26 protein-coding genes and 2 pseudogenes are annotated in these 24,859 nt (G+C 43.3%); 15 read left to right on the plus strand and 13 right to left on the minus strand.

Translation table 11 applies throughout. The annotated features are described in order from the left end of the window. Positions 1-66: 66 nt before the first annotated feature. Positions 67-1,422 (plus strand): serine/threonine-protein kinase, encoded by a 1,356-nt coding sequence (locus tag H6G40_RS03105; protein WP_069475547.1) that lies wholly within the window; start codon positions 67-69, stop codon positions 1,420-1,422. Here the strand turns inward: H6G40_RS03105 and H6G40_RS03110 are convergent. The 3 genes and pseudogenes from H6G40_RS03110 to H6G40_RS03115 all read right to left on the minus strand — a co-directional run bounded on the left by H6G40_RS03110 (position 1,414) and on the right by H6G40_RS03115 (position 3,891). Beyond that, on the minus strand, positions 1,414-2,853 hold the full coding sequence (locus H6G40_RS03110; protein ID WP_069475546.1) for an aminotransferase class I/II-fold pyridoxal phosphate-dependent enzyme: 1,440 nt from the start codon (positions 2,851-2,853) through the stop codon (positions 1,414-1,416). The two genes, H6G40_RS03105 and H6G40_RS03110, sit on opposite strands and share 9 nt — an antisense overlap. A gap of 326 nt (positions 2,854-3,179) precedes the next feature. Continuing rightward, positions 3,180-3,295, minus strand: a pseudogene (locus H6G40_RS23030) (RNA-guided endonuclease TnpB family protein); the annotation flags it as partial. A gap of 14 nt (positions 3,296-3,309) precedes the next feature. Next, a complete protein-coding gene (locus H6G40_RS03115; RefSeq protein WP_002734101.1) occupies positions 3,310-3,891 on the minus strand; it encodes a hypothetical protein in 582 nt (193 codons plus the stop codon). Between the two features lie 205 nt (positions 3,892-4,096). Here H6G40_RS03115 and pyrH point away from each other — a divergent pair, with 205 nt between their 5' ends. From pyrH to H6G40_RS03130, 3 genes and pseudogenes are all read left to right on the plus strand, one after another. Further along, the gene (gene pyrH, locus H6G40_RS03120; RefSeq protein ID WP_002732255.1) at positions 4,097-4,819 is read left to right on the plus strand and encodes a UMP kinase; all 723 of its coding nucleotides are present in this window, start codon (positions 4,097-4,099) and stop codon (positions 4,817-4,819) included. Between the two features lie 13 nt (positions 4,820-4,832). Next, complete coding sequence (gene frr, locus H6G40_RS03125; RefSeq protein ID WP_002734034.1) at positions 4,833-5,354, plus strand: ribosome recycling factor; 522 nt, start codon at positions 4,833-4,835, stop codon at positions 5,352-5,354. A gap of 605 nt (positions 5,355-5,959) precedes the next feature. After that, a pseudogene (locus tag H6G40_RS03130) lies at positions 5,960-6,739 on the plus strand (serine/threonine protein kinase); the annotation flags it as partial. Positions 6,740-7,130: 391 nt separating this feature from the next. Here the strand turns inward: H6G40_RS03130 and H6G40_RS03135 are convergent. Next, on the minus strand, positions 7,131-7,997 hold the full coding sequence (locus H6G40_RS03135; protein WP_069475545.1) for an alpha/beta fold hydrolase: 867 nt from the start codon (positions 7,995-7,997) through the stop codon (positions 7,131-7,133). A gap of 292 nt (positions 7,998-8,289) precedes the next feature. Between H6G40_RS03135 and H6G40_RS03140 the strand changes: the two genes are divergently transcribed. The 6 genes from H6G40_RS03140 (at position 8,290) to H6G40_RS03165 (ending at position 14,029) form a co-directional block, all read left to right on the plus strand. Then, the gene (locus tag H6G40_RS03140; protein ID WP_069475544.1) at positions 8,290-9,270 is read left to right on the plus strand and encodes an ABC transporter ATP-binding protein; all 981 of its coding nucleotides are present in this window, start codon (positions 8,290-8,292) and stop codon (positions 9,268-9,270) included. A gap of 111 nt (positions 9,271-9,381) precedes the next feature. Beyond that, positions 9,382-10,323: an ABC transporter ATP-binding protein gene (locus H6G40_RS03145; RefSeq protein ID WP_002746691.1), complete on the plus strand. Its 942-nt coding sequence runs from the start codon at positions 9,382-9,384 to the stop codon at positions 10,321-10,323. After that, positions 10,313-11,143, plus strand: coding sequence for an ABC transporter permease (locus H6G40_RS03150; RefSeq protein ID WP_002733321.1), 831 nt, complete (start codon positions 10,313-10,315; stop codon positions 11,141-11,143). The genes H6G40_RS03145 and H6G40_RS03150 overlap by 11 nt, the downstream gene beginning before the upstream one ends. Before the next feature lie 2 nt (positions 11,144-11,145). Then, on the plus strand, positions 11,146-12,672 hold the full coding sequence (locus tag H6G40_RS03155; RefSeq protein ID WP_190537263.1) for a GldG family protein: 1,527 nt from the start codon (positions 11,146-11,148) through the stop codon (positions 12,670-12,672). A gap of 48 nt (positions 12,673-12,720) precedes the next feature. Continuing rightward, positions 12,721-13,341, plus strand: coding sequence for a Uma2 family endonuclease (locus H6G40_RS03160; RefSeq protein ID WP_002734167.1), 621 nt, complete (start codon positions 12,721-12,723; stop codon positions 13,339-13,341). A gap of 112 nt (positions 13,342-13,453) precedes the next feature. Further along, a complete protein-coding gene (locus H6G40_RS03165) occupies positions 13,454-14,029 on the plus strand; it encodes a Uma2 family endonuclease (RefSeq protein WP_002733473.1) in 576 nt (191 codons plus the stop codon). Between the two features lie 276 nt (positions 14,030-14,305). Here H6G40_RS03165 and H6G40_RS03170 read toward each other — a convergent pair whose 3' ends face one another. Beyond that, on the minus strand, positions 14,306-14,938 hold the full coding sequence (locus tag H6G40_RS03170; RefSeq protein ID WP_339327440.1) for a PEP-CTERM sorting domain-containing protein: 633 nt from the start codon (positions 14,936-14,938) through the stop codon (positions 14,306-14,308). A gap of 214 nt (positions 14,939-15,152) precedes the next feature. Here H6G40_RS03170 and H6G40_RS03175 point away from each other — a divergent pair, with 214 nt between their 5' ends. Continuing rightward, positions 15,153-16,040, plus strand: a complete 888-nt coding sequence (locus H6G40_RS03175; RefSeq protein ID WP_002732954.1) for a lipid kinase — start codon at positions 15,153-15,155, stop codon at positions 16,038-16,040. A 2-nt stretch (positions 16,041-16,042) separates the two neighbouring features. Here the strand turns inward: H6G40_RS03175 and H6G40_RS03180 are convergent, their stop codons facing one another. Both H6G40_RS03180 and H6G40_RS03185 read right to left on the minus strand, forming a co-directional pair. After that, the gene (locus tag H6G40_RS03180; RefSeq protein WP_024970446.1) at positions 16,043-17,098 is read right to left on the minus strand and encodes an amino acid ABC transporter substrate-binding protein; all 1,056 of its coding nucleotides are present in this window, start codon (positions 17,096-17,098) and stop codon (positions 16,043-16,045) included. Between the two features lie 36 nt (positions 17,099-17,134). Next, positions 17,135-17,875 (minus strand): TIGR00297 family protein, encoded by a 741-nt coding sequence (locus tag H6G40_RS03185; protein WP_190537267.1) that lies wholly within the window; start codon positions 17,873-17,875, stop codon positions 17,135-17,137. Between the two features lie 44 nt (positions 17,876-17,919). Here H6G40_RS03185 and H6G40_RS03190 point away from each other — a divergent pair, with 44 nt between their 5' ends. Beyond that, positions 17,920-18,624: a cytochrome b/b6 domain-containing protein gene (locus tag H6G40_RS03190; RefSeq protein WP_190537269.1), complete on the plus strand. Its 705-nt coding sequence runs from the start codon at positions 17,920-17,922 to the stop codon at positions 18,622-18,624. A 14-nt stretch (positions 18,625-18,638) separates the two neighbouring features. Here H6G40_RS03190 and H6G40_RS03195 read toward each other — a convergent pair whose 3' ends face one another. From H6G40_RS03195 to H6G40_RS03205, 3 genes are all read right to left on the minus strand, one after another. Then, positions 18,639-18,878 carry a 2Fe-2S iron-sulfur cluster-binding protein gene (locus tag H6G40_RS03195; RefSeq protein ID WP_002775208.1) on the minus strand — a complete coding sequence of 80 codons (240 nt, stop codon included), beginning with the start codon at positions 18,876-18,878 and terminating at the stop codon, positions 18,639-18,641. A gap of 9 nt (positions 18,879-18,887) precedes the next feature. Beyond that, a complete protein-coding gene (gene cobQ, locus H6G40_RS03200) occupies positions 18,888-20,363 on the minus strand; it encodes a cobyric acid synthase CobQ (protein WP_190537271.1) in 1,476 nt (491 codons plus the stop codon). A gap of 244 nt (positions 20,364-20,607) precedes the next feature. Beyond that, positions 20,608-21,009: an Npun_F0494 family protein gene (locus H6G40_RS03205; RefSeq protein WP_069475538.1), complete on the minus strand. Its 402-nt coding sequence runs from the start codon at positions 21,007-21,009 to the stop codon at positions 20,608-20,610. Positions 21,010-21,124: 115 nt separating this feature from the next. Here H6G40_RS03205 and H6G40_RS03210 point away from each other — a divergent pair, with 115 nt between their 5' ends. From H6G40_RS03210 to H6G40_RS03220, 3 genes are all read left to right on the plus strand, one after another. Further along, positions 21,125-21,427: a hypothetical protein gene (locus H6G40_RS03210; RefSeq protein ID WP_002733371.1), complete on the plus strand. Its 303-nt coding sequence runs from the start codon at positions 21,125-21,127 to the stop codon at positions 21,425-21,427. A 55-nt stretch (positions 21,428-21,482) separates the two neighbouring features. After that, the gene (locus H6G40_RS03215; protein WP_069475537.1) at positions 21,483-21,938 is read left to right on the plus strand and encodes a (2Fe-2S) ferredoxin domain-containing protein; all 456 of its coding nucleotides are present in this window, start codon (positions 21,483-21,485) and stop codon (positions 21,936-21,938) included. Between the two features lie 305 nt (positions 21,939-22,243). Then, positions 22,244-22,924, plus strand: coding sequence for a response regulator transcription factor (locus H6G40_RS03220; protein ID WP_069475536.1), 681 nt, complete (start codon positions 22,244-22,246; stop codon positions 22,922-22,924). Positions 22,925-23,016: 92 nt separating this feature from the next. Here H6G40_RS03220 and H6G40_RS03225 read toward each other — a convergent pair whose 3' ends face one another. The 3 genes from H6G40_RS03225 to H6G40_RS03235 form a co-directional block, all read right to left on the minus strand. Next, positions 23,017-23,421: a DUF1622 domain-containing protein gene (locus H6G40_RS03225; protein ID WP_002734216.1), complete on the minus strand. Its 405-nt coding sequence runs from the start codon at positions 23,419-23,421 to the stop codon at positions 23,017-23,019. Between the two features lie 112 nt (positions 23,422-23,533). After that, complete coding sequence (locus H6G40_RS03230; RefSeq protein WP_002734165.1) at positions 23,534-24,133, minus strand: ATP-dependent Clp protease proteolytic subunit; 600 nt, start codon at positions 24,131-24,133, stop codon at positions 23,534-23,536. A gap of 35 nt (positions 24,134-24,168) precedes the next feature. Further along, entirely contained in the window at positions 24,169-24,855 is a 687-nt protein-coding gene (locus H6G40_RS03235) for an ATP-dependent Clp protease proteolytic subunit (protein WP_002733425.1), read from the minus strand. Positions 24,856-24,859 lie beyond the last annotated feature (4 nt).

A 24,859-nucleotide genomic window follows, 5' to 3' on the forward strand; every position in this document is an offset into this window, starting at 1 on the left:
TAAAAATTTTAACCCGAATTGCCGGTAGTAGCTAAACTAAGAGCAGTACCACGGGAAACGGTGATTATGGAAGTTATTTGCACGCGTCCCCACTGTCCGAGACCGCGTAATCAGTGCCTAGACCTAGACGATAGCAATCGCTTAACCTCGATCGAGCAGAAATATTGTATTACTTGCGGGATGCCATTAATTTTGGGGGGACGTTATTTACCAGAACGTCTATTGGGACAAGGGGGATTTGGGGCGGCATTTTTAGCAGTAGATCGTTATAGTCCCAAAAAAGCTAAATGTGTAATCAAACAATTTCAACCCTCTGGTAATTTAAGTCCCCAAGCTTTAGAAAAAGCGAAAAACTTATTTTTTCAAGAAGCGCACGTTTTAGAAGATTTAGGACGAGAACATCCTCAAATCCCCGATCTCTATGCTTTTTTCCCTTTAAAAGTCAAGAATCAATTAACGGGAGAAGAAGAGCAATTTTTCTATCTGGCCCAGGAATATATCGATGGTAAAAACTTAGAAGAAATTCTCCAACAGCAACAAAAACCCTTTCAAGAAAGTGAAGTCAAAAACATTCTCAAAGAATTACTTCTTATCCTCAAATTTATCCATGAAAATGGTTCCATTCACCGGGATATAAAACCATCTAACATCATGCGATCCCAAAATAGCCGTCTCTATTTACTCGATTTTGGGGCAGTAAAACAGGCAACTAATAACCCTAGTAATACACAAGAGAAATCCACAACAATTTATTCAGCCGGATTTGCTCCTCCCGAACAACAATTAGGCAATCAGGTATCGGCAGCCACAGATTTATATGCCCTAGCAGCTACCTGTGTTATACTCTTAACTAATCGCGATCCTGATGAGCTATACGATCCGCAAAAACAGATCTGGAATTGGCAAAATTATGCCCCTAATATCAGTGCAGATTTAGCCCAAGTATTCAATAAAATGTTACTAGCAAATCCCTGGGATAGATTTCAATCCTGTGAAGAAGTTTTAACCGCTTTAAATCCTCCTCCCCCATCTCCTCCACCCTCTCCAATTCCCCCAGCTTCTCCGGTGATGAGAAAAACTTCCCGCTTTTCTCTTGGGGAAACTTTCGCTAATGCTGCCTTTACAGGATTTGAGGGGACATTATTAGTAATTGCCTTAAATAGTTTAGTTCCCTCGGCAGGAATTGTCATCGCCTTTATGATCTTAGGTGGCTTAGTTTTGGCATTATTTAAAAAAGTGATTGAAGGAAAAGATTTACCGATTCTAGCAGCAATTACTCTCGCCTTCCTGTTAATTCCGCAACTGCAAGGAACCCTAAGTTTTCCTGAAATTGCTATCATTGCCGTGATGGCAGCCATCGGAGCAATTACTATTACCGCCTTTTTCGGGCTAATATATCGGATAATTTTGCGATTATTTTAAAACCCTGAAAGTTGCCAAATTATCATCACTACCGCCGGTAATCGTGCCACCGAGGTCTAAAATAGTTTGCAGATAGTCGAGGACTTCCTGAGAAATTAACTCTCCCGGCATCAAAACGGGAATACCGGGGGGATAGGGACAGATAACATCGGCACTAAGACGATCGAGGGCATTTTTCCGGGATACTATCTCTGTAGGGGCAAAAAAAGCCTTTCTAGGAGAAATAGCCAGATTTCCCGTGACTGGGGCAGGAGTCAGGGGTAAACTGGTAGAGGAAGGGGATTGAAGGGATTGAAAAGCAGTAATGAGGCGATTGATGTGTTCGCGATGATTGCCAATGGAGATAATAAAAGTAAGTTGGCTTAAAGTCGGTAATTCTGCCGTGACAGCGTATTTTTCTCGCAAAATATCGTCTATTTCGTAACCAGTTAAGCCAAAATCTTTGACAATTACCGTTAAACGAGTGCGATCGAACCAGTGACAACCCGGGATAGAATGGGGAAAGTCTAAAACAGAGATATTAGGAATTTTATCGAGTTCTTTTCGGGCAGAAGCGGCTAAATCGAGGGTTTTGGTCAGTAAATCTAGTCCTTGCGTCGCCATTTGCTTTCTAGCACTATCAAGGGAAGCGAGAAGTAGATAACTAGGGCTAGTGGTTTGAACTAATTGTAAGGCTCGATCGACTTTTTCGGAACTAATGCGATCGCTTTTTAAGTGTAACATTGATGCTTGAGTTAAAGCCCCTAAAACCTTATGGGTGGACTGAATAGCCATATCAGCGCCGAGAGAGAGGGCAGCCGGAGGTAAATCGGGATGAAAGGCAAAATGAGCCCCGTGAGCCTCATCAACGAGCAGCGGGATGGAATAATGATTGGTAATCTGGGCGATAGTTTTTAAGTCACAGCAAACCCCTTGATAGGTGGGAGAGACTACCATTACCGCTTTTGCGTCGGGATGAAGTTTCAGGGCATTTGCGAGGGATTGGGGGGTTATATTTAAATTTAGATCGATAGTGGGATTATATTCGGGATTGATAAAGATAGGCTGCGCTCCGGAGAGAATTAAGCCCGAAATTGCCGATTTATGAATATTTCTCGCTAAAATAATTTTATCTCCCTCGCCGCAAGTGGCTAAAATCGCCGCAATAATGCCACAACTGGAACCATTGACTAAAAACCAGCTTTTATCTGCCCCAAATGTCTCGGCTGCTAAAATTTGCGCTTCTTTAATCACTCCCGTCGGGGCAAACAAATTATCCAGGTCGGGTAATTCGGGTAAATCGGCTTTAAAGACGCTTTTTCCTAGTAAATTACTTAAATCTTCCCCGATTCCTTCCCCCTGCTTATGCCCTGGCGCATAAAATGGTACATCTAAACTATTGACTTTTTTTTGCAGTTGTGCTAACAACGGAGCAGATTCTGGCGAAGGCATTTTGGGAAGGGATTATGAATTATGGCTCTCTTGGATTTGGTGGGTAAAATGTATTCTAAGATACATTCCTCCCAGCGAGGGGGTGGAAGGAACCACTCCAGACACAGAGGACACAAAGATTGATCGCTTTTCTAGTAAGTTAAACTGGTCGCAACGCGCTCGCTACGCGAGATCACACAAAGAATAAGAGAGCTGGAAAACTTCGTACCTCACTATTAAGATAACTGCTCTAACATCTCTAGGGACATTTAAGGCTTTTTGGACCCTATATCTGGGCAACGGTCAGACTTTCATCGAGAAATTAAGCGAAAATCCCGACCATATTAAGCGGATTTAGCCGATAGCATATCTCGAAAAGAACGCCATCCTAAGTCTGATATAGCACGGGATAGCTTACGGTTTTAACCATTCCTGATGTGTTGAAATCTTCTAAAACTATCGTAGTGAAAAAGCCAATTAGGCAAGGGATTCTCCCACTTCTAAGAGGGGACAAAAGGGAAAATAGGGAGAAACCGTCCAACGATAGAATTTTTTGCTGCTGGTGGACTGAAGATTAAAACGCAGGGAAACAAAGGGGAAAAAGGGAGATACGGAACAATTCCAACTGAAAGCCGGCTTAGAACTGCTATTATCGTCTTGCAAAGACCAAGCAGGGTATTGAAAAACCTCCCGGACGAGGGATTTTCCTTCATCGCTAACTTGGGCGCAGCTGCGACTAATGCCCGAAACCAAACAGAGACTATTCCCGATACAATTATCATTGGAAGCCACGATCAGGAGATCTTCCCCAGTGGTGGTTAGGTCAAAAGCGATAAAATCTCCACCTTGCCAACGACTAAGGACTTGTCCCTGGGCATTCTGGTAGATAGCGCTGCAGTTTTCGGGATCGAGAAGACGATTACTATCGGGATCTAAGTAACCGCAAACCTTGCCCATCAGACGAGTTCCATCCTGAAACCCATAGACCCAATCAAAGGTATCGATGTTAGCGGCCTTTTGATTGTTTTTGTTAACCAATAGTAATCGATCGCTGACCACGGTTATTAATTCTCTATAAAACTAAGCTTCCCTTAATAACAAAGGTATCACTAAATACTAATTTCCCAACGAAAAGATTTATTAATCTTAACTTGTTGGCCCTGGGGGAGAGTGGACTGGTCAACTTAAATCAAGGCCAAAACCTGCTATCTTATGGGGAGACAAAAATTATCTAGATCTTGTTTTAGCGAGTGGTAGTAAGGGCATGGCGTACAAGCGGGTATTATTAAAACTGAGTGGGGAGGCCCTGATGGGCAATCTCGGCTATGGGATCGACCCGATGGTGGTTTCCGCTATCGCTCAGGAAATCTCCGAAGTGGTTGACCAAGGCATCCAATTGGCGATCGTGGTCGGTGGGGGCAATATTTTTCGGGGGGTGAAAGCCGCCTCGGCCGGCATGGATCGGGCCACGGCCGATTATATTGGTATGATAGCAACAGTCATGAACGCCATGACCTTGCAGGATGCCCTAGAACGAGCGCAAGTACCGACCAGGGTATTAACGGCGATTGCGATGCAGGAATTAGCTGAACCCTACATCCGCCGGCGGGCCATCCGTCATCTGGAAAAAGGTCGGGTGGTGGTTTTCGGTGCGGGATCGGGTAATCCTTTCTTTACCACCGATACCACGGCAGCCCTACGCGCTGCCGAAATCGATGCGGAAGTGGTGTTTAAAGCGACGAAAGTGGATGGGGTTTATGATTCCGATCCCTCTCACAACCCTAACGCGCGACGCTTTCAAAGTCTCACCTACGGTCATGTGCTGACCCATGATCTGCGGGTGATGGACGGAACTGCGATCGCTCTGTGCAAGGAAAATAATATTCCGATAGTCGTTTTCGATCTGTCGGTAGCAGGTAATATTGTTCGCGCTGTCAAAGGTGAACCCGTTGGAACATTGGTAGGAGGATTCTGTGAAGTTAGCTGAAGTTCAAGACCATATGCAGAAAACCGTCGAATCAACCCAGAGAGCTTTTAATACGATTCGTACCGGCCGCGCAAATGCTTCTCTTTTAGATCGAATCGTGGTGGAGTATTATGGCATGGAAACTCCCCTCAAGTCCCTGGCCACTATTAGCACTCCCGACGCAACCACGATCGCCATTCAACCCTTCGATCGTACCAGTATGGGGGCGATCGAAAAGGCGATTTCTCTCTCGGACGTGGGTTTAACCCCCAGTAATGACGGTCAGACCATTCGTTTGAATATCCCTCCCCTCACTAGCGATCGCCGCAAGGACTTGGTCAAATTAGCGGCGAAATTGGCCGAAGAGGGAAAGGTGTCTGTCCGCAATATTCGTCGGGATGCGATCGATGCTATCCGTAAACAGGAAAAAAGTCACGAAATTTCTGAGGATGAATCCAGGGATTTACAGGATCAAGTCCAGAAATCCACCGATAAATTTATCGCCAAAATCGAGGATTTATTAACGACAAAAGAAAAAGATATCATGACCGTTTAAGTTTTTTTCTCCTAAGAAATAGAACAGGCTTTTTGTCTGTTCTATTTGGTTTTTTATCCCTAGGTAAAAGCTAGGGGGTAGTGGGGAGGTTTGGGGGTGAAGTCTTTCCGTATCGAGGCATCTCAGGTTATCAAAAATTCGAGTTTAAAACCCCCTAATTTTATGACGGGGTAAGTTGTTGACTATCTCATTAAAGTCTTAGATTGTAAAATCTACAGCAATTTTCTGTTACACCAAATCAGCTGAAGCGTTCCACATCCTTGCCTAAAATCTTTGATCGCTGCCAAAAAAGTTTTTGGCTAAGAAAAATCCTAATCAATGGGTTGACAGCAGGAGATAGGAGGGACTTTTTGATAGTTTTTGTTTTCTGGACTTAATTAAGTACGTAGGCGTTAAAAATTATCAAATGCCCCCCTTATCAAGGAGGGCAGGGGGGATCAAACCCAAAATCTATCTTCAATTTAATTATAACCAGCTACTTACCATTTTTGCTAATCTAACCAATAGCTCAAGGGCAGCGGGCAGCGAGGGTTGAAAAGAAAATCACCCCCACGAAGTTTATCCATTTTAAAATGACAGCATTCCTATTAGAGAGTCGCTATTAAATGCTAAACAATCGCTATGAAATCTTGGAACAACTAGGTAGAGGCGGTTTTGGCGAAACTTTCCTCGCGATCGATACTCGTATGCCCTCCCGCCGTAAATGTGTAATCAAGCAACTAAAGCCAGATGATACAACTAACACAGCACCAACTCCCGGTTGGTTTGAAAAACGTTTCCAGCGAGAAGCCGCTATTTTAGAAGAATTAGGGCGAAATAACCGACAAATTCCCCAACTTTACGACTATTTTTCAGAAGGAGAAAATTTTTTCCTCGTCCAAGAATGGATTGAAGGGATCACCCTCAGTCAAAAACACCAACAAGAAGGCAACCTCTCGGAAGCGCAAGTAGAAAAAATCTTGCGAGAACTCCTACCCGTCCTCGACTACATCCACGGGCAAGGAATCATCCACCGGGACATCAAACCCGACAATATCATCCTGCGGGCCAGCGACGGTAAACCAGTTCTCATTGATTTTGGTATTGTCAAAGAGGTGAACAACATCAATGGCGGCAATAAAACAGTCCCATTGGGAACCCCTGGCTACATGGCATCAGAACAAGCAGCTGGCCATCCAGTTCGCTCCAGCGACCTCTACAGCTTGGGTCTAACCGCAATTTTCCTGCTGACGGGCAAAACTCCTCAAGCTCTCACCAGCGACCCCAACACCGGTGAAATCCTCTGGCGAAAAGATGCGCCCCACCGACCCTCGAATTTAGCCGCCGTTATCGATCGCGCTGTCCGTTTCCACCCCCGCGATCGCTTCACCTCTGCTCAAGAAATGTGGTTCTTCGGTTTGTGTTATGCAATGGACTGGGGTTATAAGGGATGAAAACCTTATTTAGAAAGGCATTTGGCGATTTTTGTCAATTGTTTTTTATCTAGAGCGAACTCATCAATTAAGTCTCTTGCCAGAGAAGGATTTAGTCAATTTATGCCCCCCTATCGAACCATAACAAGTAACGAAGAGCCAGTAAGTAGTCGTGCAAAATAAATTTCCTAGTGAAGAAAGGCAAGAGGCAAGAGGTGGTTAGATATGTGTAATTAATTTTGCTTAGGTACTTATTGCCGTTAAATAGGCTACAGACTCTCTTCCCTGCAACCTAATAATGGACAAGGTTTTCGCTTCACCTTTTCAGCCTAGCATCTACATTATAAAAGATACCAAATCGGTTCTATAAGCTTTTCATCCAATCACTAATCAACTGGTTAACCTCTGTGGGAATTTCATCGTGGGGACAATGACCGGCAGTTAGATAATATTCTGTGAGAGAAGGATAGTATTGACGGAATTTGGCCCCGCGTTCCCTAGTATTCATCCAAGGGTCCCCCTCACCCCATAACATCAACAGGGGACAACTTAACTTTTGCAGGAGAATATCCACATTTTCCCCCCGGGGAGATTTAAACACAGAAGCAAAAACTTTGGCTGCTCCCGCATCCAGGGAAGGACGACGGATATCTTCTATTAACTGCTCGGTAATGGCACTGCGATCGAGATATACTTTCTCTAGGGTTTTACGGATAGTTTTGGGTTGACGGGTATAGAGAAATAAGAGATAACTAGCCCAGGGTTGCAGCAAGACTGATCGCAGTAATTTTTGTGCTAAATTAGGCTGACGATTGTTTTCTGTATCGCTAAAGGGACCTGCGCTATTGAGGAGAATTAATCCCCGAACATTCTCAGAGTGATTAGCAGCCACACAGAGAGAAGCGTAACCCCCCAGAGAATTACCCGCTAAAACCGTCGGTTGCCCCACAACTTCCTTGATAAAATCGTTTAATTGTTGCTGCCAAAGATTGCCACTATAGACAAGATCCGGTTTAGCTGATCTACCAAATCCTAACAGATCGATCGCCCATACTTCCCATTCTGAGGCTAAACCTTGCACATTTTTTCGCCAATGGTCGGTGGAAGCGCCAAAACCGTGGACTAATAGTAAAGGGGGTTTTCCTGCGACTCTAGTACCCGCTTGCACATAGTGTATCGAATTTCCTTGCCATTGCCAATTTTGCTTTATCGTCAGAGCATCTGTATTCATCTGGTGTTTTGTTAAGTAATGTTAATAATTCTTAGTCTAACCGATTGAGAAACTGGAGACAAAGCTAGAGATTTTTGACCAAACCCCTTGACCAAAAACGGAACTTGACATATACTTACATACATAATGGGAATCCGTGCCTGCCTGCAAACCCTTCATTTTTGGGCAAATAACCCTAAAAAACACTCTCAAAAAAATCTTGAGCGGGATTAATCTCCTAGTATGGGTGGCTAACCCTAGATAATTACTCCTGAATAACAGGGACAGTTTTTTGCTAATTCTGATAACAGCTATGAAGATTTTGACGATTTTACAGGGATTAATCGACAAAAATCCCTTAACTGAGGCGGATCTAGAAGAATTACTAGCGATCGAATCCTTAAATTTTCAGCAGACTAACCCTCTCATCCTACAGGAAAGGGCGGAACTATTAACGATTCTCTGGCCGCGAGTCTGGCAAAAATGTCAGGAGTTAGGGATAAATCAGCCAAATCAGATTTTGATCAGCTGTTGGCGCTTGTGGATTCCCTGGGCGCTAGAGCTACGCAGCCACGCAAAACCGTTGATTCAAGGCATTTTGGCTCCCCAAGGCACGGGAAAGACCACCTTAACATCCATAATGTCGATTATTTTAGCCTATTTTGATTTAAAAGTAAATAATCTCTCTTTAGATGATATTTATAAGACCTATAATGAGCGAATAAAATTGCGTCAAAAGGATGAAAGATTGCGCTGGCGTGGTCCACCGGGTACTCATGATATAGCATTAGGAATTAAAGTTTTAGAACAGGTTTGTCAGCAAGAAAGTCCGATTTTAATCCCGCGGTTTGACAAGTCCCTGCATCGAGGACAAGGAGATAGAATTGCAGCGGAACAAGTGGAACGAGTTGATGTTCTTTTTTTCGAGGGTTGGTTTGTGGGCATGAATCCAGTAGAAGAAACAGTCTTTGATCATGCCCCTGATCCGATTAATAGCGAGGAAGACCGACAATTCGCCAGGGATAATAATCAAAGATTGCGAGAATATCTACCCCTCTGGTCAAAAATCGATCGCTTACTGATTCTTTATCCCCTTGACTACCGTTACAGTTTACAATGGCGACAGGCGGCCGAAACAAAAGGAGGTATGACCCCATCAGAAATCGAGGAATTTGTCAAGTATTTTTGGAAAAGTTTACATCCGCAATTATTTCTGCCCCCCCTGCTCAAACAAGCGGATATAGTGGTAGAAATTAATCGCGATCATAGTCTGGGAAAAATCAGTTATCAGTGAGCAGTAATCAGTAATCAGTGAAAAGAAAGCTCCGAACTTGTCACTTAACACTATTGACTGAAAACTCACATCTGGTAACTGATAACTGATAACTGATAACTGATAAAGCTTATGATTGAAGTGGAACATCTGAGTAAAATTTATGGTTCGACCACGGCAATTAGTGACGTGGACTTTACCGTAGAAAAAGGAGAAATACTCGGTTTCCTGGGACCGAATGGAGCGGGAAAAACCACAACTATGAGGATTTTATCTGGGTATATTCCTGCCACGACAGGAACAGCAAGGATAGCAGGATACGATGTGCATCAACAATCCTTAGAAGTGCGTCGTCGCATTGGTTATCTTCCCGAAAATCCCCCCTTGTATCCAGAGATGACCGTGGAAGGTTTTCTTGATTTTGTGGCACGGATTAAAGGCATCTCATCGGGGGATAGAAAAGCGCGGGTAGATTTAGTGTTAGGCAAATGTCAGTTACTAGAAAAAAGAAAAGTTATTATCCGCAAGTTATCCAAGGGTTATAAACAGCGTGTGGGAATTGCCCAAGCGATTGTACACGATCCACCGGTAATTATTTTAGATGAACCGACAGTAGGATTGGATCCGAAACAGATTATCGAGGTAAGAAATCTGATTAAAAGTTTAGCGGGAGAACATACAATTATTCTCTCCACTCATATTTTACCAGAAGTGAGTATTACCTGCGATCGAGCGACAATTATTAATCGGGGTCGCATCGTAGCCAATAATATTACTACCGCTACCCCTGCTGGTTCCAGTTATGAAATTGAGATCGAAGGTGATAGGGATTCCCTGCTAGAAATCCTTCAACAACTGCCGCAAGTCGAGCAAGCAGCAAAAGTCGGCGATAACCTGCTCAAAATTGTTGGTCAAGCGGGGACAAACCTAGGGGCAGAACTTGCTAGAATAGTTGTCAACAATGGTTATAACCTATTAGAAATGCGTCGCACCCGCAAAACCCTAGAAGATATCTTTCTGGAAGTAATCGGCAGCGGGGAAAGTAACCACCAAGAGGAGAGGCATGATCAATAATATCTGGGCGATTTTTCGCAAGGAATTTCAAAGCTATTTTACCGCCGCCAATGCCTATATCATTATGGGGATATTTTGGTTAGTAGCGGGATTTTTCTTTAACTCCCTTCTCTACGGCATTATTCTCGATATTGGTATTCAGGAACAATCGGGATTTCTAGTAGCCAGAGATACGGTATCTGAATTTCTGACCACTTTCATCGGCATTATCTTATCCTCCTTATTGTTGGTAATTTTGCCGGCCCTGTCTATGGGATTATACGCAGAGGAAAAAAAACAGGGAACCCTAGAACTTTTAGCCACTTCCCCCCTGACTAATTGGAGTATAGCCATCGGTAAATTATTGGGAGTGCTGGCCTTTTTTACCGTGATGATTACCCCCCTCTGGATTTACGAAATAGTAGTTTTTAGTAGCGCAGTTCCCCCGGTGAATATAGCCAGTGTTTTAATGGCTCATCTAGGATTAATTTTACTGGCAGCGGCCATCCTAGCCATCGGGATGTTTATTTCTTCCCTTACCAATAGTTCTATTCTTGCTTACATCATCACCTTTATCACCATCTTATTTATCTGGATACTGGATGTAATTGCTAACAATGCCGAAACCTTCTTTCGAGATCGCATTGGAGGAGAAGTGGGAGAACAGATCGGATTTTTCTTGAAAGAATTGCTCTCCCATCTATCTTGGTATCAACCCTTTAACAATTTCGTGCGGGGAATTTTTGACAGTAGTAGTTTAGTCATCCTCCTCAGTTATATTCTGCTGGGAATCTTCCTAACTACTCAAGCGATCGAAGCGGACCGTTATCAAAGAAACTAACTATGAGATCCTGGCAAAAATACGGTAAATTTCTCTATATACCCGCCCTCTTTCTGGCTAGTGCCGGCTTAACCGTGGGGTTAATCTCCGGTCAATGGTCATCCCTCTCTCTGGGGTTATTAATTGCCGGGGCTATTCTGTTTCTAGGGTGGCTGTTGTTATTAGTAATCACTTCCAAAGACTTTTGGCAAAAAAGAAGTACCCGCACTGGCACTCAAACCCTCATTACTACTATTATTGTCCTCGGTGTTATCGGTTTAATTAACTTTCTCGCCCTCCGTTATCCCTATCGAGTTGATTTAACCGAAAACCAAATCTTTAGTTTATCCCCCCAAACCGAAAGACTATTAACCAATCTGTCAAAACCAGTCAAAGTCTGGATTTTTTCAACCCGGGGAATCAGTGGCAACGAACAGGAACTTTTAGCCAATTATCAACGCAAAAACCCCCAATTTCAGTACGAGATAGTTAACCCGGAGAAAAAACCCAATATCGCTCAAGAATTCAAAAAACTAGCCGATGATAATCTGTCCAGAGTCTATCTACAGTATGGTGACAAAAAACAGCCTCTGAAAACTATTAGTGAAGAGGAAAGTCTCACGGAAGTGAAACTGAGTAACGCCATCGAAACCGCTAAAACCGATCGCACTTTAACCGCTTACTTTCTGCAAGGTCATGGAGAAAATGCCATCAAAGAGCCTCAAGGTGGATTAGTGCAAGCAGTCAATAGTTTAGAAGCAAAAGGTTATCAAGTAAAACCACTTAATCTAGTGGAACGTTCCACCATTCCCAATAATGCCGATGTCATTATTATTGCCAGTCCCAAAAGAAAAATATTTCCCCAGGAAGTCACCGCGTTAAAAAACTATCTTGAGCAAGGGGGCAAAATTTTATTAATGATTGACCCTCAAACCGAAACCGGATTAGAACCCTTATTAACCCCTTGGGGTGTGAAACTAGATAATCGGATTATTATTGATGCTTCCGGTGCTGGGGAAATCATCGGTTTAGGTCCGGCTAGTCCCATTATTACCAATTACGGTAATCATCCCATTACCCGGGATTTTGCTAACGGTATTTCTATCTTTCCCTTTGCTCGTCCCATCGCTACCGTTCCCATCGAAGGAATTGAAGCCGTATCTTTAATGATTACTAATGATAAAATGTGGGCTGAGAGTGATTTAAATGATCAGAATCTCCAGTTTAACCCTGAAAAAGATTTAGCTGGCCCCTTTGATCTAGGAGTTGCTCTGACTGGAAAAAAAGGTAAATTAATCGTGATTGGTAATGCCAGCTTTGCCAGCGATGGACTGTTTGAACAACAGTTAAACGGAGATATATTTTTAAATTCTGTGCAGTGGTTAGCCAGTGGTGAAACAGCCACCTTATCTATCCGAGCTAAGGAACCAGAAAATAGAAGAATCAATTTAAATCCCCTGCAAGCTAACGCTATTTTTTGGATAGCGATGGTAGTGATGCCTTTAGTAGGATTTACCCTAGCTGGATTGACTTGGTGGCAACGTCGTTAATCGAGTTAGAATCTAGAAAAATCATCTCTCTTAATTCCCCTAACTGCCATGACCACAACCCAAACCATCCCCCAATTGTTGACTTTTGATGACTATATCAATCAATATCCCGATGATGGACAACAATACGAATTAATCGCAGGAAAATTATTGGCTATGATGCGACCGATCGGAAAACACGAAGAAATTGGCGGATTTGTTTCTGGAACCCTATTCTTAGAGATAAATCGGCAGCAATTACCCTATTTTATCCCCAATACTGCGGCAGTAAAACCCCTTCGCCCCCATACAGGTTATCTACCCGATATTATTGTCTTAGACAGAGAAAATCTAGTTAATGATCCCTATTGGGAAACCGCTTCCTCAATTTCTTTGGCAACATCAGCTAAATTAATTATCGAAATTGTCAGTTCCAATTGGCGAGATGATTATCTGAAAAAATTCGACGACTACGAACAATTAGGAATTGCCGAATATTGGATTATCGATTATTTAGCCAAAGGTTCGGCCCGATATATCGGCAGCCCCAAAGAACCCACCATTTCTATCTATCAATTAATCGATGGAGAATATCAAGGTAATTTATTTAAACAGGATCAACGTCTTATTTCAGGGGTTTTTCCAGAGTTAAACCTCACGGCTAATCAAATTTTTCGTGCTAGAGCTTAAAGAAAAACCCGTATTTTTAGATTGGACTTATGGCAAAAATCAAAAATTGTCCTGAGAGTAAGGAGTCAGGAGCTTATAATAGAAAACAACTCAAGAGCGGAGAAATCAATTAATGTTTGCCACAATAGAAGATAAACAAGCTCTTTCCCTCGAAGTATTTCTTGCCCTTCCAGAAACTAAACCTGCTAGGGAATATTATCATGGAATTGTCACTCAAAAACCTATGCCCAAAGGAAAACACAGCATCTTACAATTTGAGTTAGCCTCTGCCATTAATCAACAGACTAAACCTCAAAAATTAGCTTATGCTCTACCTGAATTGCGTTGTACTTTTGCAGAACGTTCAATTGTGCCAGATATTGCGGTGATTCGTTGGGAGAATTTGCCAAGAGATCTAGATGAAGAAATGGCCGATCAATTTTTACGTTATCCCGATTGGATTATTGAAATTATGTCTCCTGAACAATCTGTTACCTTAGGGATGGAAAAGATTATTTTCTGTTTACAACAAGGAACAGAATTAGGTTGGTTGATTGATCCTTCAGCAAAGTCAGTCACCGTTTTTCAAACAGGATTACCGAAAGTACATATTGCAACTGAAGGAAATAATGAGCCTTTAGCAGTGATTAAAGGTTTAGAACGTTGGTCAATATCAGCAGTGGATATTTTTGCTTGGCTAAAGGTTTAATTTGTTCTGTCAGCATCGTTTGGTTTATCAGTTTATTCCAGAAGAGTAAAGTTGTCAAAGTTATAGGGATGTGGACTTATTTTTTAATTATTTTATACTGGTAGCATTAATGATTGATTTGGATTGTAAAAATTAGGAACATGAAAAGCTTGTGGTATAAGACTTTTGCCTTCCGCAAAGCGGTATAAATACCCTCAAGATAACATAAAAATATGATATAAATGCCCCTACTCAATTGACTGAATAAAGGGGCATTTATGGTATTTTAGAAACAATTTAGCCCACTTTTGTGGTTTCTTTTTCGGTGGATTGGGAGGGTTTTAGTTTGCGTTTCAGGGTTGAAGCTGCACCGAGAGCGAGGAGGCTGAGGGTTGAGGTGGGTTCGGGAACTGGTTGGACACCCAAAAGTTCGCCATCAAAAGTAACTTCGCTGGCAAAGACCCAGGCAGTGCGCCGATTTAGAGTAAGTTGTAGGGAACTACCACTAAAATTTAATCCTGAAAAAGTATAGGATGTTGGCGCTGCAGTAGGAGGATCAGTAAGAGATCCCGAATTATAATTAGAGCCACCCATACTTAATAATATACTTTGCGGTACGGAAACAGCACCAAAACCATTTGCGTCATCCACATATAAAGTAACTGTGTTTATATTTACTGTGCCAGCAAAGTTAAAAGTAATGACAGGATTCCGGTTTTCCCAACCAACATAAGGTCCTGTACCGTCTGCAACTTCTACATCATTCCAGTTTTGTGTAGGAATTATGCCATCAGTTAGATATCCAACTCCTCCACTGAGAGGAGCATAATTTACCGACGTGTTTCCAGTACCATTATATTTCTTGTCCCAGTATTTAGAGCCGCCTCCATTGGCTCTCTTAGGTTTGGTGGGTAAAATGTATTCTAAGATACAGTCCTGCTGGCGAGCGAGTGGAAGGAACCACAGAAACACAGAGGACACAAAGATTGATCGCTTCTATAGTAAGTTAAACTGGTCGCAACGCGCTCGCTACGCGAGATCACACAAAGAATAAGAGAGCCGCACTTTTTGAGGAGAAAAAAGTCTAAAAGCCTTATCCAACTTGGTTTATCTTCAGATATTGATGCTACTGAGAAACTTACCTATGACTAAAAGAGCTTTACTACTAATCAATCGTCACTCGCGCAAGGGTAAAGAAAACTTTGCTCAAACTGTTGATCTGCTCAATCATTGGGATTTTGAAATTATCAGCGTCCCTTTGAAAAAGGTAGAAGATATACCTTTTTTGCTGGAAAAATATCGCTCTAGTATTGATTTAGTTATCGTCGGTGGTGGCGATGGGACTCTTAATGCTATGGCGGATGTGTTGGTAGAAACTCAACTGCCCCTAGGCATTATACCTCTGGGAACCGCTAATGATTTAGCCCGGACTTTAGGGATACCGAATTCTATTGCCGAAGCCTGTCGAATTATTGCCGAAGGTAATTTAAAATATATCGATCTAGGTTGGGTAAATAATAAATACTTTTTCAACGTGGCTAGTTTAGGATTAAGTGTGAAAATTACCCAGAAACTGAGCAAGGGTTTAAAGCGACGTTTGGGAATTTTGGCCTATGCTTGGACAGCCCTACAGGTATTAAGTAAAACCCGTCCTTTTACCGCTATGATCGGTATTGATGGAGAAAATATCAAAGTTAAAACCCTACAAATAGCGATCGGAAATGGTCGTTATTATGGGGGAGGAATGCCGATCGCTTACGATGCCCAAATCGACGATCAAAGGTTAGATTTATATAGCCTAGAAATTGAACACTGGTGGCAAATTTTCCCGCTTTTGTGGACATTACCGCGAGGACAACAGGGTTTATTATCTTGGGTGAGAACTCTTAACGGTAAAGAAATTCAAATTGAGACTCGTAAACCCCATAGTATCAACACCGATGGCGAAATTACTAGCACTACTCCCGCCATATTTCGGGTTATTCCAGCAGCCATAGGGGTCTATATTCCCCGCCAGAAAACACAATCTTAAAATTAACGAAAAGGAGGAGAATACAATAAACCGCCCTTTGTCCAAAGATTATTTAAACCTCGATCGAGTTGCAGGGGTTTACCGATTTCACGATCATAAATTTCACCGTAATTACCCACCTGTTTTAAGACTCTTTGGGCAAAATCATTGGGTAAACCCATATCTTCGCCTAATTTCTCATCAATACCCAAAAAGCGCCGAATACTGGGGTCTTTACTATCGGCAAAAGTGGCAATATTTTGGGAGTTAATCCCGAATTCTTCCCCTTGAATTAAACTAAAAACGATCGAGCGGACGGCATTCGACCAAGCGGGATCACCATCGGCCACGGCCGGGGCCAAGGGTTCCTTCGATATTACCACTTCTAATAATTGATGATCCTGCGGTCGGGGAAAAACCGAGCGCCGGGCCACCAATTGGGAGCGATCGGAGGTGACAGCCTGACAGCGCCCCGCCTGATAAGCTGTATATAAAGCCTCCACATCATCGGAAACGATCGGTTTATAACCTTGCACTGCCGCTTTTGCCATGGCATCGGCCAGATTTTGTTCCGTGGTGGTTCCCGATAGCACACAAATGGACTTTCCGCTCAAATCTTCTAATTTCTTAATATTACTGGCTTTCGTGGCCATAATTCCTTGACCATCATAGAAAACCGGGGTGATAAACTCCATCCCCAGAGCGGTATCCCGGTTAATCGTCCAGGTGGTGTTGCGACTGAGAATGTCCACTTCTCCCGTCTGTACGGCAGTAAATCTCTCTTGGGGACTAAGTTTACGATATTCGACTTTGGCGGGATCATCAAAGAGAGCCGCCGCGATAGCTCGACAAATTTGCACATCTAAGCCCGAATATTCGCCTTTTTCATTAACAAAGCTAAACCCCGGCACTTCTCCGTTAATGCCACAAATTAACTTACCGCGATTTTTCACCGTTTGCAAGCGGTCAGCACTGGGACTATTTGCAGTGTTAGAACTAGAATTCGGTTGATTTTCCGTCCCACAGGCAGTAATTAGCAGTAACAGCAGGGACAATGCACAAAAACGCCACTTTAGCATAGATATTCTCTGAAAAATTTTTTTAGTCACTTAACTTTAGCGGAAAGACCAGAGCAAGCTTAACATTATAGCCACGATCGCACCGATAACCGTATTGATCACATTGACCAATTCATTAGTTAACCACAGAAAGCGAGTTTGTAGGGTAGCACCGATGAGACTTTCGATATTGGTAGCGATAAAGGCTGCAATTACACACCATAACACACCAAGAAGATCGATCGCACCGATAGTCCATGCTAACAGGGAAATCGCCGTGGCTGCCAGCAAACCGGCGAGCGTTCCTTCCAAACTAACAGCACCTTCTGTTCCCCGGGGGACGGATTTAAAATTAGTGATTAGATAAGTAGTTTTACCGTAAGCTTTACCCACCTCACTGGCAGTAGTATCGGCTAATTTAGTGCTAAAACTAGCCACATAAGCGAGTATTAACAGGTAATCCCAGGAAGAAGCGGCAAAAAGACTGAGGATAGCGCAAATTGCCCCTGCTAAAGCGGAACCCCAGACATTTTCTGGACCGCGTACCCCCGCTCTTTTTTCGGCGATTCCCTCCGCTTCCTTGCGCGCTAAACCGATGCGGGTGACAGTAGAACCGACGAGGAAATAGAATAAAACAATCAGATAACCGCGCCATCCCAAGCTTCCCCAGACAATTACCCCTAAAACCCAAGCATGGAGATAACCCATCCGAGTTAAGAGCTTTTTTGGGGCAATTGCAGCGATTCCGAGGAGGACGGTATTGAGAAGAACAGCGACGAGCCAAGGATTAGTTAACATAGTATCTGGCCAAGTTTATATACCCTATTGTATCGATCGAGTTTATGAAAACTAATCAACCTTATCAACCTCTTTTACTGCGAATTCTGCACGGATTAACGGGAATTGTCCTCATTGCCGCCATGGTTACGGCCTATTGGACTTATGATACTTTTGACGGTCGTTGGTTGAAACTGCCCCTACCAGAATATCAAGAAATTGAAAGTATTCATGGTACTTTTGGCCTCTATACTCTGATTATCTTTCCCGTTTTTGCTATCTATGCTTTTCGTCGCGGCAACAAAAGATTAATTCAAAGTGATTCTCTTAACAAATTAACCCAATTTGGTAAGCCGATTTGGTGGTATAGTCTCCATCGTTTAGTCAATACTTTGATTCTTTTTGCCCTAACTTTTGCCTTGTATAGTGGTCGGATGATGGATTCCAAATGGCTACCAGAAGGGGAATTAAATCACTTTTGGTATTATGCCCATTTGCTCAGTTGGTTAATTATGGCAGTAGGTCTGGTGCTGCACCTGCTCATGACTGCTAAAGTGGGAGGAGTTCCCCTGTTATTATCTATCCTTAAATGGCGTTTTCGTGAACAAGATAGTCCGAAATTATGGTTATCTCAATTACGTCAATGGGGGTTAAGTTTGCGTCTAGCTAATACTTTGCAGTGGCTACAATCTCTTAACTTATATAAAGTCTTAGAAATTGTTGTTTTATTGGCTATTATAGCGGCTTGGATTGTTCCCAAGTTTGACTAGATATAAGGGAGCAACTACCAGAGCGGATCGGAGTATAAATGAACGGTTAAAGAATCTCGATCGCCGGGGATACCGGTAATACAACTGCAAATTTGAGTACCATCATCTAATTCTACTTCACAAGCGTGACAGGAACCCATTAAACAGCCAGTAGGAATGTCAATTCCTGCTTTTTTGGCTACATCTAATAATAGTTCTCCCGTTTCCGCTTCTATGATAATATCATCGGGTAAAAAACGCACTGCAATAGTCATAATTTCTCCTTACAAATGAGCAAAAATAGGGTTAAGATTTAAATGTTCTTCCAATAAATTAGCCATATTATCTAGGGTTATTTCTCTTTGTTCACTATAGTTAGCAATTCCCGTCGGCAAAGATAATAAACCGCGACGCTGACGCAGATGATTTAGCCAATTTCTTCGCCAAGAACCATTATCAAAGATACCATGTAAATAACAACCCCAAATTGAGAGAGAATCACTGACAATTCCTAGACTAGCATCTTCCTCGAACATTTTTTGATAACCTGATTCACTTTCCCATGCGCTTATTCCCTGGTGAATTTCGTATCCTGTTACTGGTAAACCCCCTTGGGGAAAATTAGATAAAACCTGTCGTTGACGGGTAATTTTTTCGGCAGTAATTACCGTTTTTAACGGCAGTAAATTTAAGCCAGCTGCCTCACTTTCGGGACCTTCTCGATGGTCAGGATCCAGGATTAATCGCCCTAACATTTGCAAACCACCACAGATGCCAAAGATAATACCTCCCCTTTGGTGATAGGCTTGTAATTGATTAGCCATACCACTTTGATTAAGAGCAATTAAATCAGTGACAGTGGTTTTAGAACCGGGGATAATTACCCCATCGGGATCACCTAAAGATTCCTGTAATTCTAGATAACGTAGATTAACCGTTGCTTCACCACAGAGAGGGTCAAAATCCGTAAAATTAGCGATATGAGGCAGACGAATGACACTGATATTTAGTTCAGCTTTGGGTTTTTGGGCGGGGCGATCGAGTAAACTGAGAGAATCCTCGGCACTTAAAAAGATATCACTATAGGGAAGAACTCCCAACACGGGAATTTTTGTATAATCTTCTAGCCAAGTAATCCCCGAATCTAAGAGAGATTTTTGTCCGCGAAATTTATTGATCACAATACCTTTAATTAAAGCTCTTTCCTCCGGTTCTAATAATTCTAACGTACCGACGACGTGAGCAAAAGCCCCCCCGCGATCAATATCCACCACTAAAATAGTAGCGGCATCGAGATATTTAGCCACCCGCATATTAGTTAAATCCCGATGTTTGAGATTTATTTCCGCCGGACTTCCCGCACCTTCACAGACAACTAGATCAAATTCTGTTGATAATTTAGCTAAAGATTCTTTAATTGCTTGCCAACCTTGGTCAAAATAATTCTGATAATAATCCGCTGCCGTGGTGACACCAACAGCCTTACCTTTAATAATCACCTGAGAGGTCATATTTCCCTGGGGTTTTAATAAAATTGGGTTCATTTCTACCCGGGGAACTGTCCCCGCAGCCCATGCTTGCACCGCCTGGGCGTGACCCATTTCTCCCCCTCCGGCGGTAACATAGGCATTAAGAGCCATATTCTGACCTTTAAAGGGTGTTACCTGCCAACCTTTCCGGTTGAATAAACGACATAAAGCCGCAGTTAAAAAAGATTTACCCGCGTGGGATGTTGTCCCCACTACCATAATTGCTTTCATCTAGTTTTTTTAATTGAGCATTTTCAGTGAACAGTAATCGGTAAACAGTAATCAGTTGATAACTGATAACAATGACCGAATCTACAACCTAATTTGTTAAGCTAAAAGCTTTGATGTACTTAGTTTATAACCTTTTTTGGGTAGGAGAATTGCCAGATTCTTTCTCTTGCCTCTTGCCTGTTGCCTCTTGCCTTCAGAAGCTGATAACTGATAACTGATAACTGATAACTGACTCCCAACAGCATTAAAAAGAAAACCAACGTTGCAGAGTATTTAAAAATCTTTGCCAGAAAGTGGGTTGAGGGAAAAAGTCCCCTTGGGGTTGCCATTTTTCTATTAATTTCCTCCCCAAAGGAGTGAGACGAAAACTATCGGTTATCCCCTGTCCATCTACTTCGCGTCGCAAAATTCCCACTTTAATCAACCAGAGAAGATAGCTTTCCGCTGCTGCTTCCGTCAGCAGTCTGGAAGTATAACCTTTCTCTAAACCCCCAGCACCCGGAATGCTCAAAAGTGATACACTTTGCTCCAGCATAGCGGCGAATAGGGTGACACGGAAAGGAGAACAACAGAGGGCCCGTTCGGCCCTGGTAATGGTAGCATCGGGATAATTGATGGCGGTAACGGTGGGAGTCGATAGGCTCATAGATTCCGATCGTTTAGCTATGGATAAACTCATTGTTACATTAATTCTGTCTCAATCCCTATCAACCCCAATCACCGATAAAATAGGGATGAAGTGTTAAGTAGCTTGAGTGTTTATGCAGTCTCCCGAACCGTTCGATACTAAATATACCCCAGAGGAAGTGGAAGTGGAAATCGAAACCGACGATTTTCCCCCCGTTGCTACCCCGGTTAGTTTCGCTGCCACCCTCGAAAAAGTGAAAACTTGGTACGGCAGCCTGTCCACACCAGCACAGGTAGTCGTGGCAGTGGCGGGGGTTTTTGTGACTTTTTCGATTTTAACGGCGATTTTACGGCTAGTTAGCGCAGTTTTAAGTGCTTTAATCCTTGCCGCTATCGTTTATCTCATCTATCGTTACATCCTCAAACCGAAATTTTAGTCGGCCATGCACATTTTCTGTTCAATGTCAAGAGTTTAATTGATAAAAAAAATTTATGGAAAAAACAGACACCAGAGATATCTTGGGGGAAAATGTGGCTAAGTTAGGACTGGCCCAGATCCAGCGTCATCTATTTCTCTGCTGCGATCAGACTAAGCCAAAATGTTGTGACAAGGAAGAAGGGTTAGAAGTGTGGGATTATTTAAAGAAGCGGTTAAGTGAATTACAACTCGATCGCCCTAGCACCGACCGTCTGGGCTGTATTTTTCGCACTAAAGCCAACTGTTTGCGGGTTTGCAGCCAAGGCCCGATTTTATTAGTGTACCCGGAAGGAGTCTGGTATGGAAGGGTCAACAAGGAAGCGATCGAAAGAATTATCCAAGAACACCTAATCGGTAATCAAATCGTCACCGAATATGCTTTCCTTCGCCACGATTTACCGGCAATTTCCCTGAACTGTCCAGAAGAAGAACCCGAAACAATAGAGGAAAACAGCGTTAAAACTAGCTGAAACACAATTAATTAGGGTTTGCGGCAAAAAGTTTTTCGTGGGGGCAGGGTGTGGGGTGTGGGGTGTGGGGTGTAGGGTTTTACCGATTTTGAGGGAGTCAATTACCTAATTTTTAGGGAAAAAGTCTCAGAATTTTCCCCCCAATCACTCCAATGGTCGGCACTTTTTGAGAGAAAAAAAGTCTAAAAACCTTGTTGGATAAGGTTTTTAGATTTATTCAGGAAACCCTAACTACCTGTTGCATGAGTGCCTGTCGATCCTTTGTCCGTCTCCATTCCCCCAACCCTGTAGCCCAGAAAATAGCGATGAAAGAGACCAACAAAGACAATAAACAACTTTTATTAATCGACGATGACCCGAATTTAATACTTTTGGTGAAGGATTATCTAGAGTTTCGTGGTTATAGGGTGACAACCGCAGAAAACGGTCCCGAAGCCCTAGAAATCCTCGAACGCGGGGCAAATACTGCCAAAGCAGCAGAAATCCCCGATATGATTATCTGTGATCTGATCATGCCAGAAATGGACGGTCATGCTTTCCTCGAAAAAATTCGTCGGGACAGTCGTTTTAGTGGCATTCCCGTGATCTTTCTCTCCCCTGAGGGGCAAAGTCAGGACAAGGTGACAGGTTTAACCGCCGGGGCCGATTTTTATATGGTCAAACCCTTTGAACCGGAAGAATTAGTGGCCCTGGTGGAGTCTTCCCTCAAACAAGCGGGCCAGTTGCCGAAACGCAGCACCCGCATCCATTCCCCGGATGTCACCCCTGTTCAGGTTCCGGGTAATGTGGAATTAACCCCAACGGAGTTAAAAGTAGTACAATTGGTCGCCCAGGGTCTGGCTAATCGGGAAATCGCCGCAAAACTCAATGTTAGTCAACGGACAATCGAAAGTCATGTGTCGAATATGCTTCATAAAACCGGTCTTCATAATCGCACGGAATTGAGCCAGTGGGCGATCGAAAGTAATAAGCTGTTGACTATCTAGAGCTTGCTGAAAAACTTTTTTAGCATACCCTCAATAGTCAACAGCTTATCAGGGGTTAGGTCAGGTGATTGTCAACTCACCTTTTTTTGGCATTAAAAATCCCTGAGATTGTCCTGGGCTGCTAGTTGCGATCGCTCTTTTTCCATGGACAATTCCGTTTCCAATTCTTGGCTGAGGAAATAGTTGAGGAAAGTTCGGATAATAGCGATGAGGGCGAGTTTTGCCAAGGCTTCTATAGTAGGTGTGACGGTAGTAGCCACGATGTCTCCACCTAACTGAAACTCTAGGGCTAAAGATAGCCAAGTACCGAAACGAATGCGAATTTGATTGAAGGAAAAAGGGGGAAGACTGCGACGGTGACGATGAGACTGCCAAGCTAATTGTAGAGTTTTAATTAGTCCGATTACCACACAAGCGATCGAAATACTTTCTAGGCAAAACTTGATGATTGCCACCGCAGAGATCAAGCCTGTTTCTAAAGTTGCTAAAAATTCCATACCCAACAGATATCCTCTTATGGGATTATCCGATCAACCAACCTACCATCTAAGGAAGTTTGTCCAATGGCAGTTAGAACAGGTTTCTCGCCTGTTCTAACCTCTGGCTGACTTAAGCCGGTCTTCCCTCCACCACCTTATCAATTAAACCGTAGGCGACAGCTTCCTCGGCGGAGAGGAAATAATCGCGGTCCGTGTCTTTTTCGATGCGTTCGATGGTTTGTCCCGTGCGATTAGCCATAATTTCGTTTAATTGCTGGCGAATACGCAGGATTTCCTTAGCTTCAATGTCGATATCCGTCGCTTGCCGGCGCCCGGTTCCGCCCATGGGTTGGTGAATCATAATCCGCGCGTGGGGAAGAGCGAGACGCTTACCCGGACTACCAGAAGCCAGTAAAAATGCCCCCATAGAGGCCGCTAATCCCACACAGATAGTCACCACTTCCGCTTTGATGTACTGCATGGTGTCGTAGATGGCCATACCGGCGGTAACGGAACCCCCCGGCGAGTTGATATAGAGATAGATAGGTTTAGTGGGGTCTTCCGAGTCGAGATAAAGCATTTGGGCCACAAGGGCATTGGCTAACCCGTCGGTGACTTCCTGCCCCAAAAAAAGAATGCGTTCCACCGAAAGACGGCTGTAAATGCTAATCCACTGTTCGTATTGGCTACCCGGCAGACGGTAGGGAACTTTTGGCACACCGATAGGCATAATTGGTAACAACTCCTGCTAATTTGTAATAAATCTTAACTAACTTGGGCGAGGGGTTTCGGTAGTTCCTTGCGACTTTCGAGAACGCGATCGATTAATCCGTAGTCTTTCGCCTGTTGTGGGGTGAGATAGAAGGTGCGATCCATATCTTTCGCCAGTTTTTCGGTGGTTTGACCCGTATTTTTCGAGAAAATTTCCAACATCGTCTGTTTATTGGCGATTACCTCCTTGGCACGAATCTGGATATCGGTGGCTTGTCCCTGGGCCCCGGTGCGATTTTGGTTGAGAACAATGGTAGCGTGGGGCAAGGAGGCGCGAAAACCCTTGGTTCCTGCGGAAAGAATCATCGCTGCAGTTCCCATGGCCTGCCCGATACAGATAGTATGAACGGGAGGTTTAATGTAGTTGAGGGTGTCACAGATGGCGAAAGCTTCCGTTTCGTAGCCGATCGCGTCGCCGGTGTACCAGGATGTGCCGGTAGAGTTGATGTAGAAGAAAATCGGTTTTTCGGGATCGTCAAATTGCAGGTAAAGCAGTTGCGCGATAATTAATTCCGTCACGTCCACCCCGATATTGCGCTTGACATCATCGGAGGAAAATAAGGGCAACCCCAGATAGACAATTCTCTCTTTGAGCAGGAGAGATTCTAAGTCCGGTGGTGGTGTCCGATAGGCTGCATCCCCATAATAGGCAGTTTGTACCGCTTTAATCACTGAGTTCATCGAG

Origin of the sequence: Microcystis viridis FACHB-1342, assembly GCF_014698335.1 — a bacterium.
GTDB classification, from domain to species: domain Bacteria; phylum Cyanobacteriota; class Cyanobacteriia; order Cyanobacteriales; family Microcystaceae; genus Microcystis; species Microcystis ichthyoblabe_A.

Coding starts and splice junctions, on each gene's coding strand:
- H6G40_RS03230 (WP_002734165.1), bottom strand. CDS start 24,133: ATGCCTATCGGTGTGCCAAAAGTTCCCTACCGTCTGCCGGGTAGCCAA.
- H6G40_RS03165 (WP_002733473.1), top strand. CDS start 13,454: ATGTTTGCCACAATAGAAGATAAACAAGCTCTTTCCCTCGAAGTATTT.
- H6G40_RS03150 (WP_002733321.1), top strand. CDS start 10,313: ATGATCAATAATATCTGGGCGATTTTTCGCAAGGAATTTCAAAGCTAT.
- H6G40_RS03215 (WP_069475537.1), top strand. CDS start 21,483: ATGGAAAAAACAGACACCAGAGATATCTTGGGGGAAAATGTGGCTAAG.
- H6G40_RS03140 (WP_069475544.1), top strand. CDS start 8,290: ATGAAGATTTTGACGATTTTACAGGGATTAATCGACAAAAATCCCTTA.
- pyrH (WP_002732255.1), top strand. CDS start 4,097: ATGGCGTACAAGCGGGTATTATTAAAACTGAGTGGGGAGGCCCTGATG.
- H6G40_RS03160 (WP_002734167.1), top strand. CDS start 12,721: ATGACCACAACCCAAACCATCCCCCAATTGTTGACTTTTGATGACTAT.
- H6G40_RS03185 (WP_190537267.1), bottom strand. CDS start 17,875: ATGTTAACTAATCCTTGGCTCGTCGCTGTTCTTCTCAATACCGTCCTC.
- H6G40_RS03145 (WP_002746691.1), top strand. CDS start 9,382: ATGATTGAAGTGGAACATCTGAGTAAAATTTATGGTTCGACCACGGCA.
- H6G40_RS03105 (WP_069475547.1), top strand. CDS start 67: ATGGAAGTTATTTGCACGCGTCCCCACTGTCCGAGACCGCGTAATCAG.
- H6G40_RS03110 (WP_069475546.1), bottom strand. CDS start 2,853: ATGCCTTCGCCAGAATCTGCTCCGTTGTTAGCACAACTGCAAAAAAAA.
- H6G40_RS03220 (WP_069475536.1), top strand. CDS start 22,244: ATGAAAGAGACCAACAAAGACAATAAACAACTTTTATTAATCGACGAT.
- H6G40_RS03235 (WP_002733425.1), bottom strand. CDS start 24,855: ATGAACTCAGTGATTAAAGCGGTACAAACTGCCTATTATGGGGATGCA.
- H6G40_RS03180 (WP_024970446.1), bottom strand. CDS start 17,098: ATGCTAAAGTGGCGTTTTTGTGCATTGTCCCTGCTGTTACTGCTAATT.
- H6G40_RS03135 (WP_069475545.1), bottom strand. CDS start 7,997: ATGAATACAGATGCTCTGACGATAAAGCAAAATTGGCAATGGCAAGGA.
- H6G40_RS03195 (WP_002775208.1), bottom strand. CDS start 18,878: ATGACTATTGCAGTGCGTTTTTTACCCGATGATATTATCATAGAAGCG.
- H6G40_RS03190 (WP_190537269.1), top strand. CDS start 17,920: ATGAAAACTAATCAACCTTATCAACCTCTTTTACTGCGAATTCTGCAC.
- H6G40_RS03225 (WP_002734216.1), bottom strand. CDS start 23,421: ATGGAATTTTTAGCAACTTTAGAAACAGGCTTGATCTCTGCGGTGGCA.
- H6G40_RS03210 (WP_002733371.1), top strand. CDS start 21,125: ATGCAGTCTCCCGAACCGTTCGATACTAAATATACCCCAGAGGAAGTG.
- H6G40_RS03175 (WP_002732954.1), top strand. CDS start 15,153: ATGACTAAAAGAGCTTTACTACTAATCAATCGTCACTCGCGCAAGGGT.
- H6G40_RS03155 (WP_190537263.1), top strand. CDS start 11,146: ATGAGATCCTGGCAAAAATACGGTAAATTTCTCTATATACCCGCCCTC.
- H6G40_RS03205 (WP_069475538.1), bottom strand. CDS start 21,009: ATGAGCCTATCGACTCCCACCGTTACCGCCATCAATTATCCCGATGCT.
- frr (WP_002734034.1), top strand. CDS start 4,833: ATGCAGAAAACCGTCGAATCAACCCAGAGAGCTTTTAATACGATTCGT.
- cobQ (WP_190537271.1), bottom strand. CDS start 20,363: ATGAAAGCAATTATGGTAGTGGGGACAACATCCCACGCGGGTAAATCT.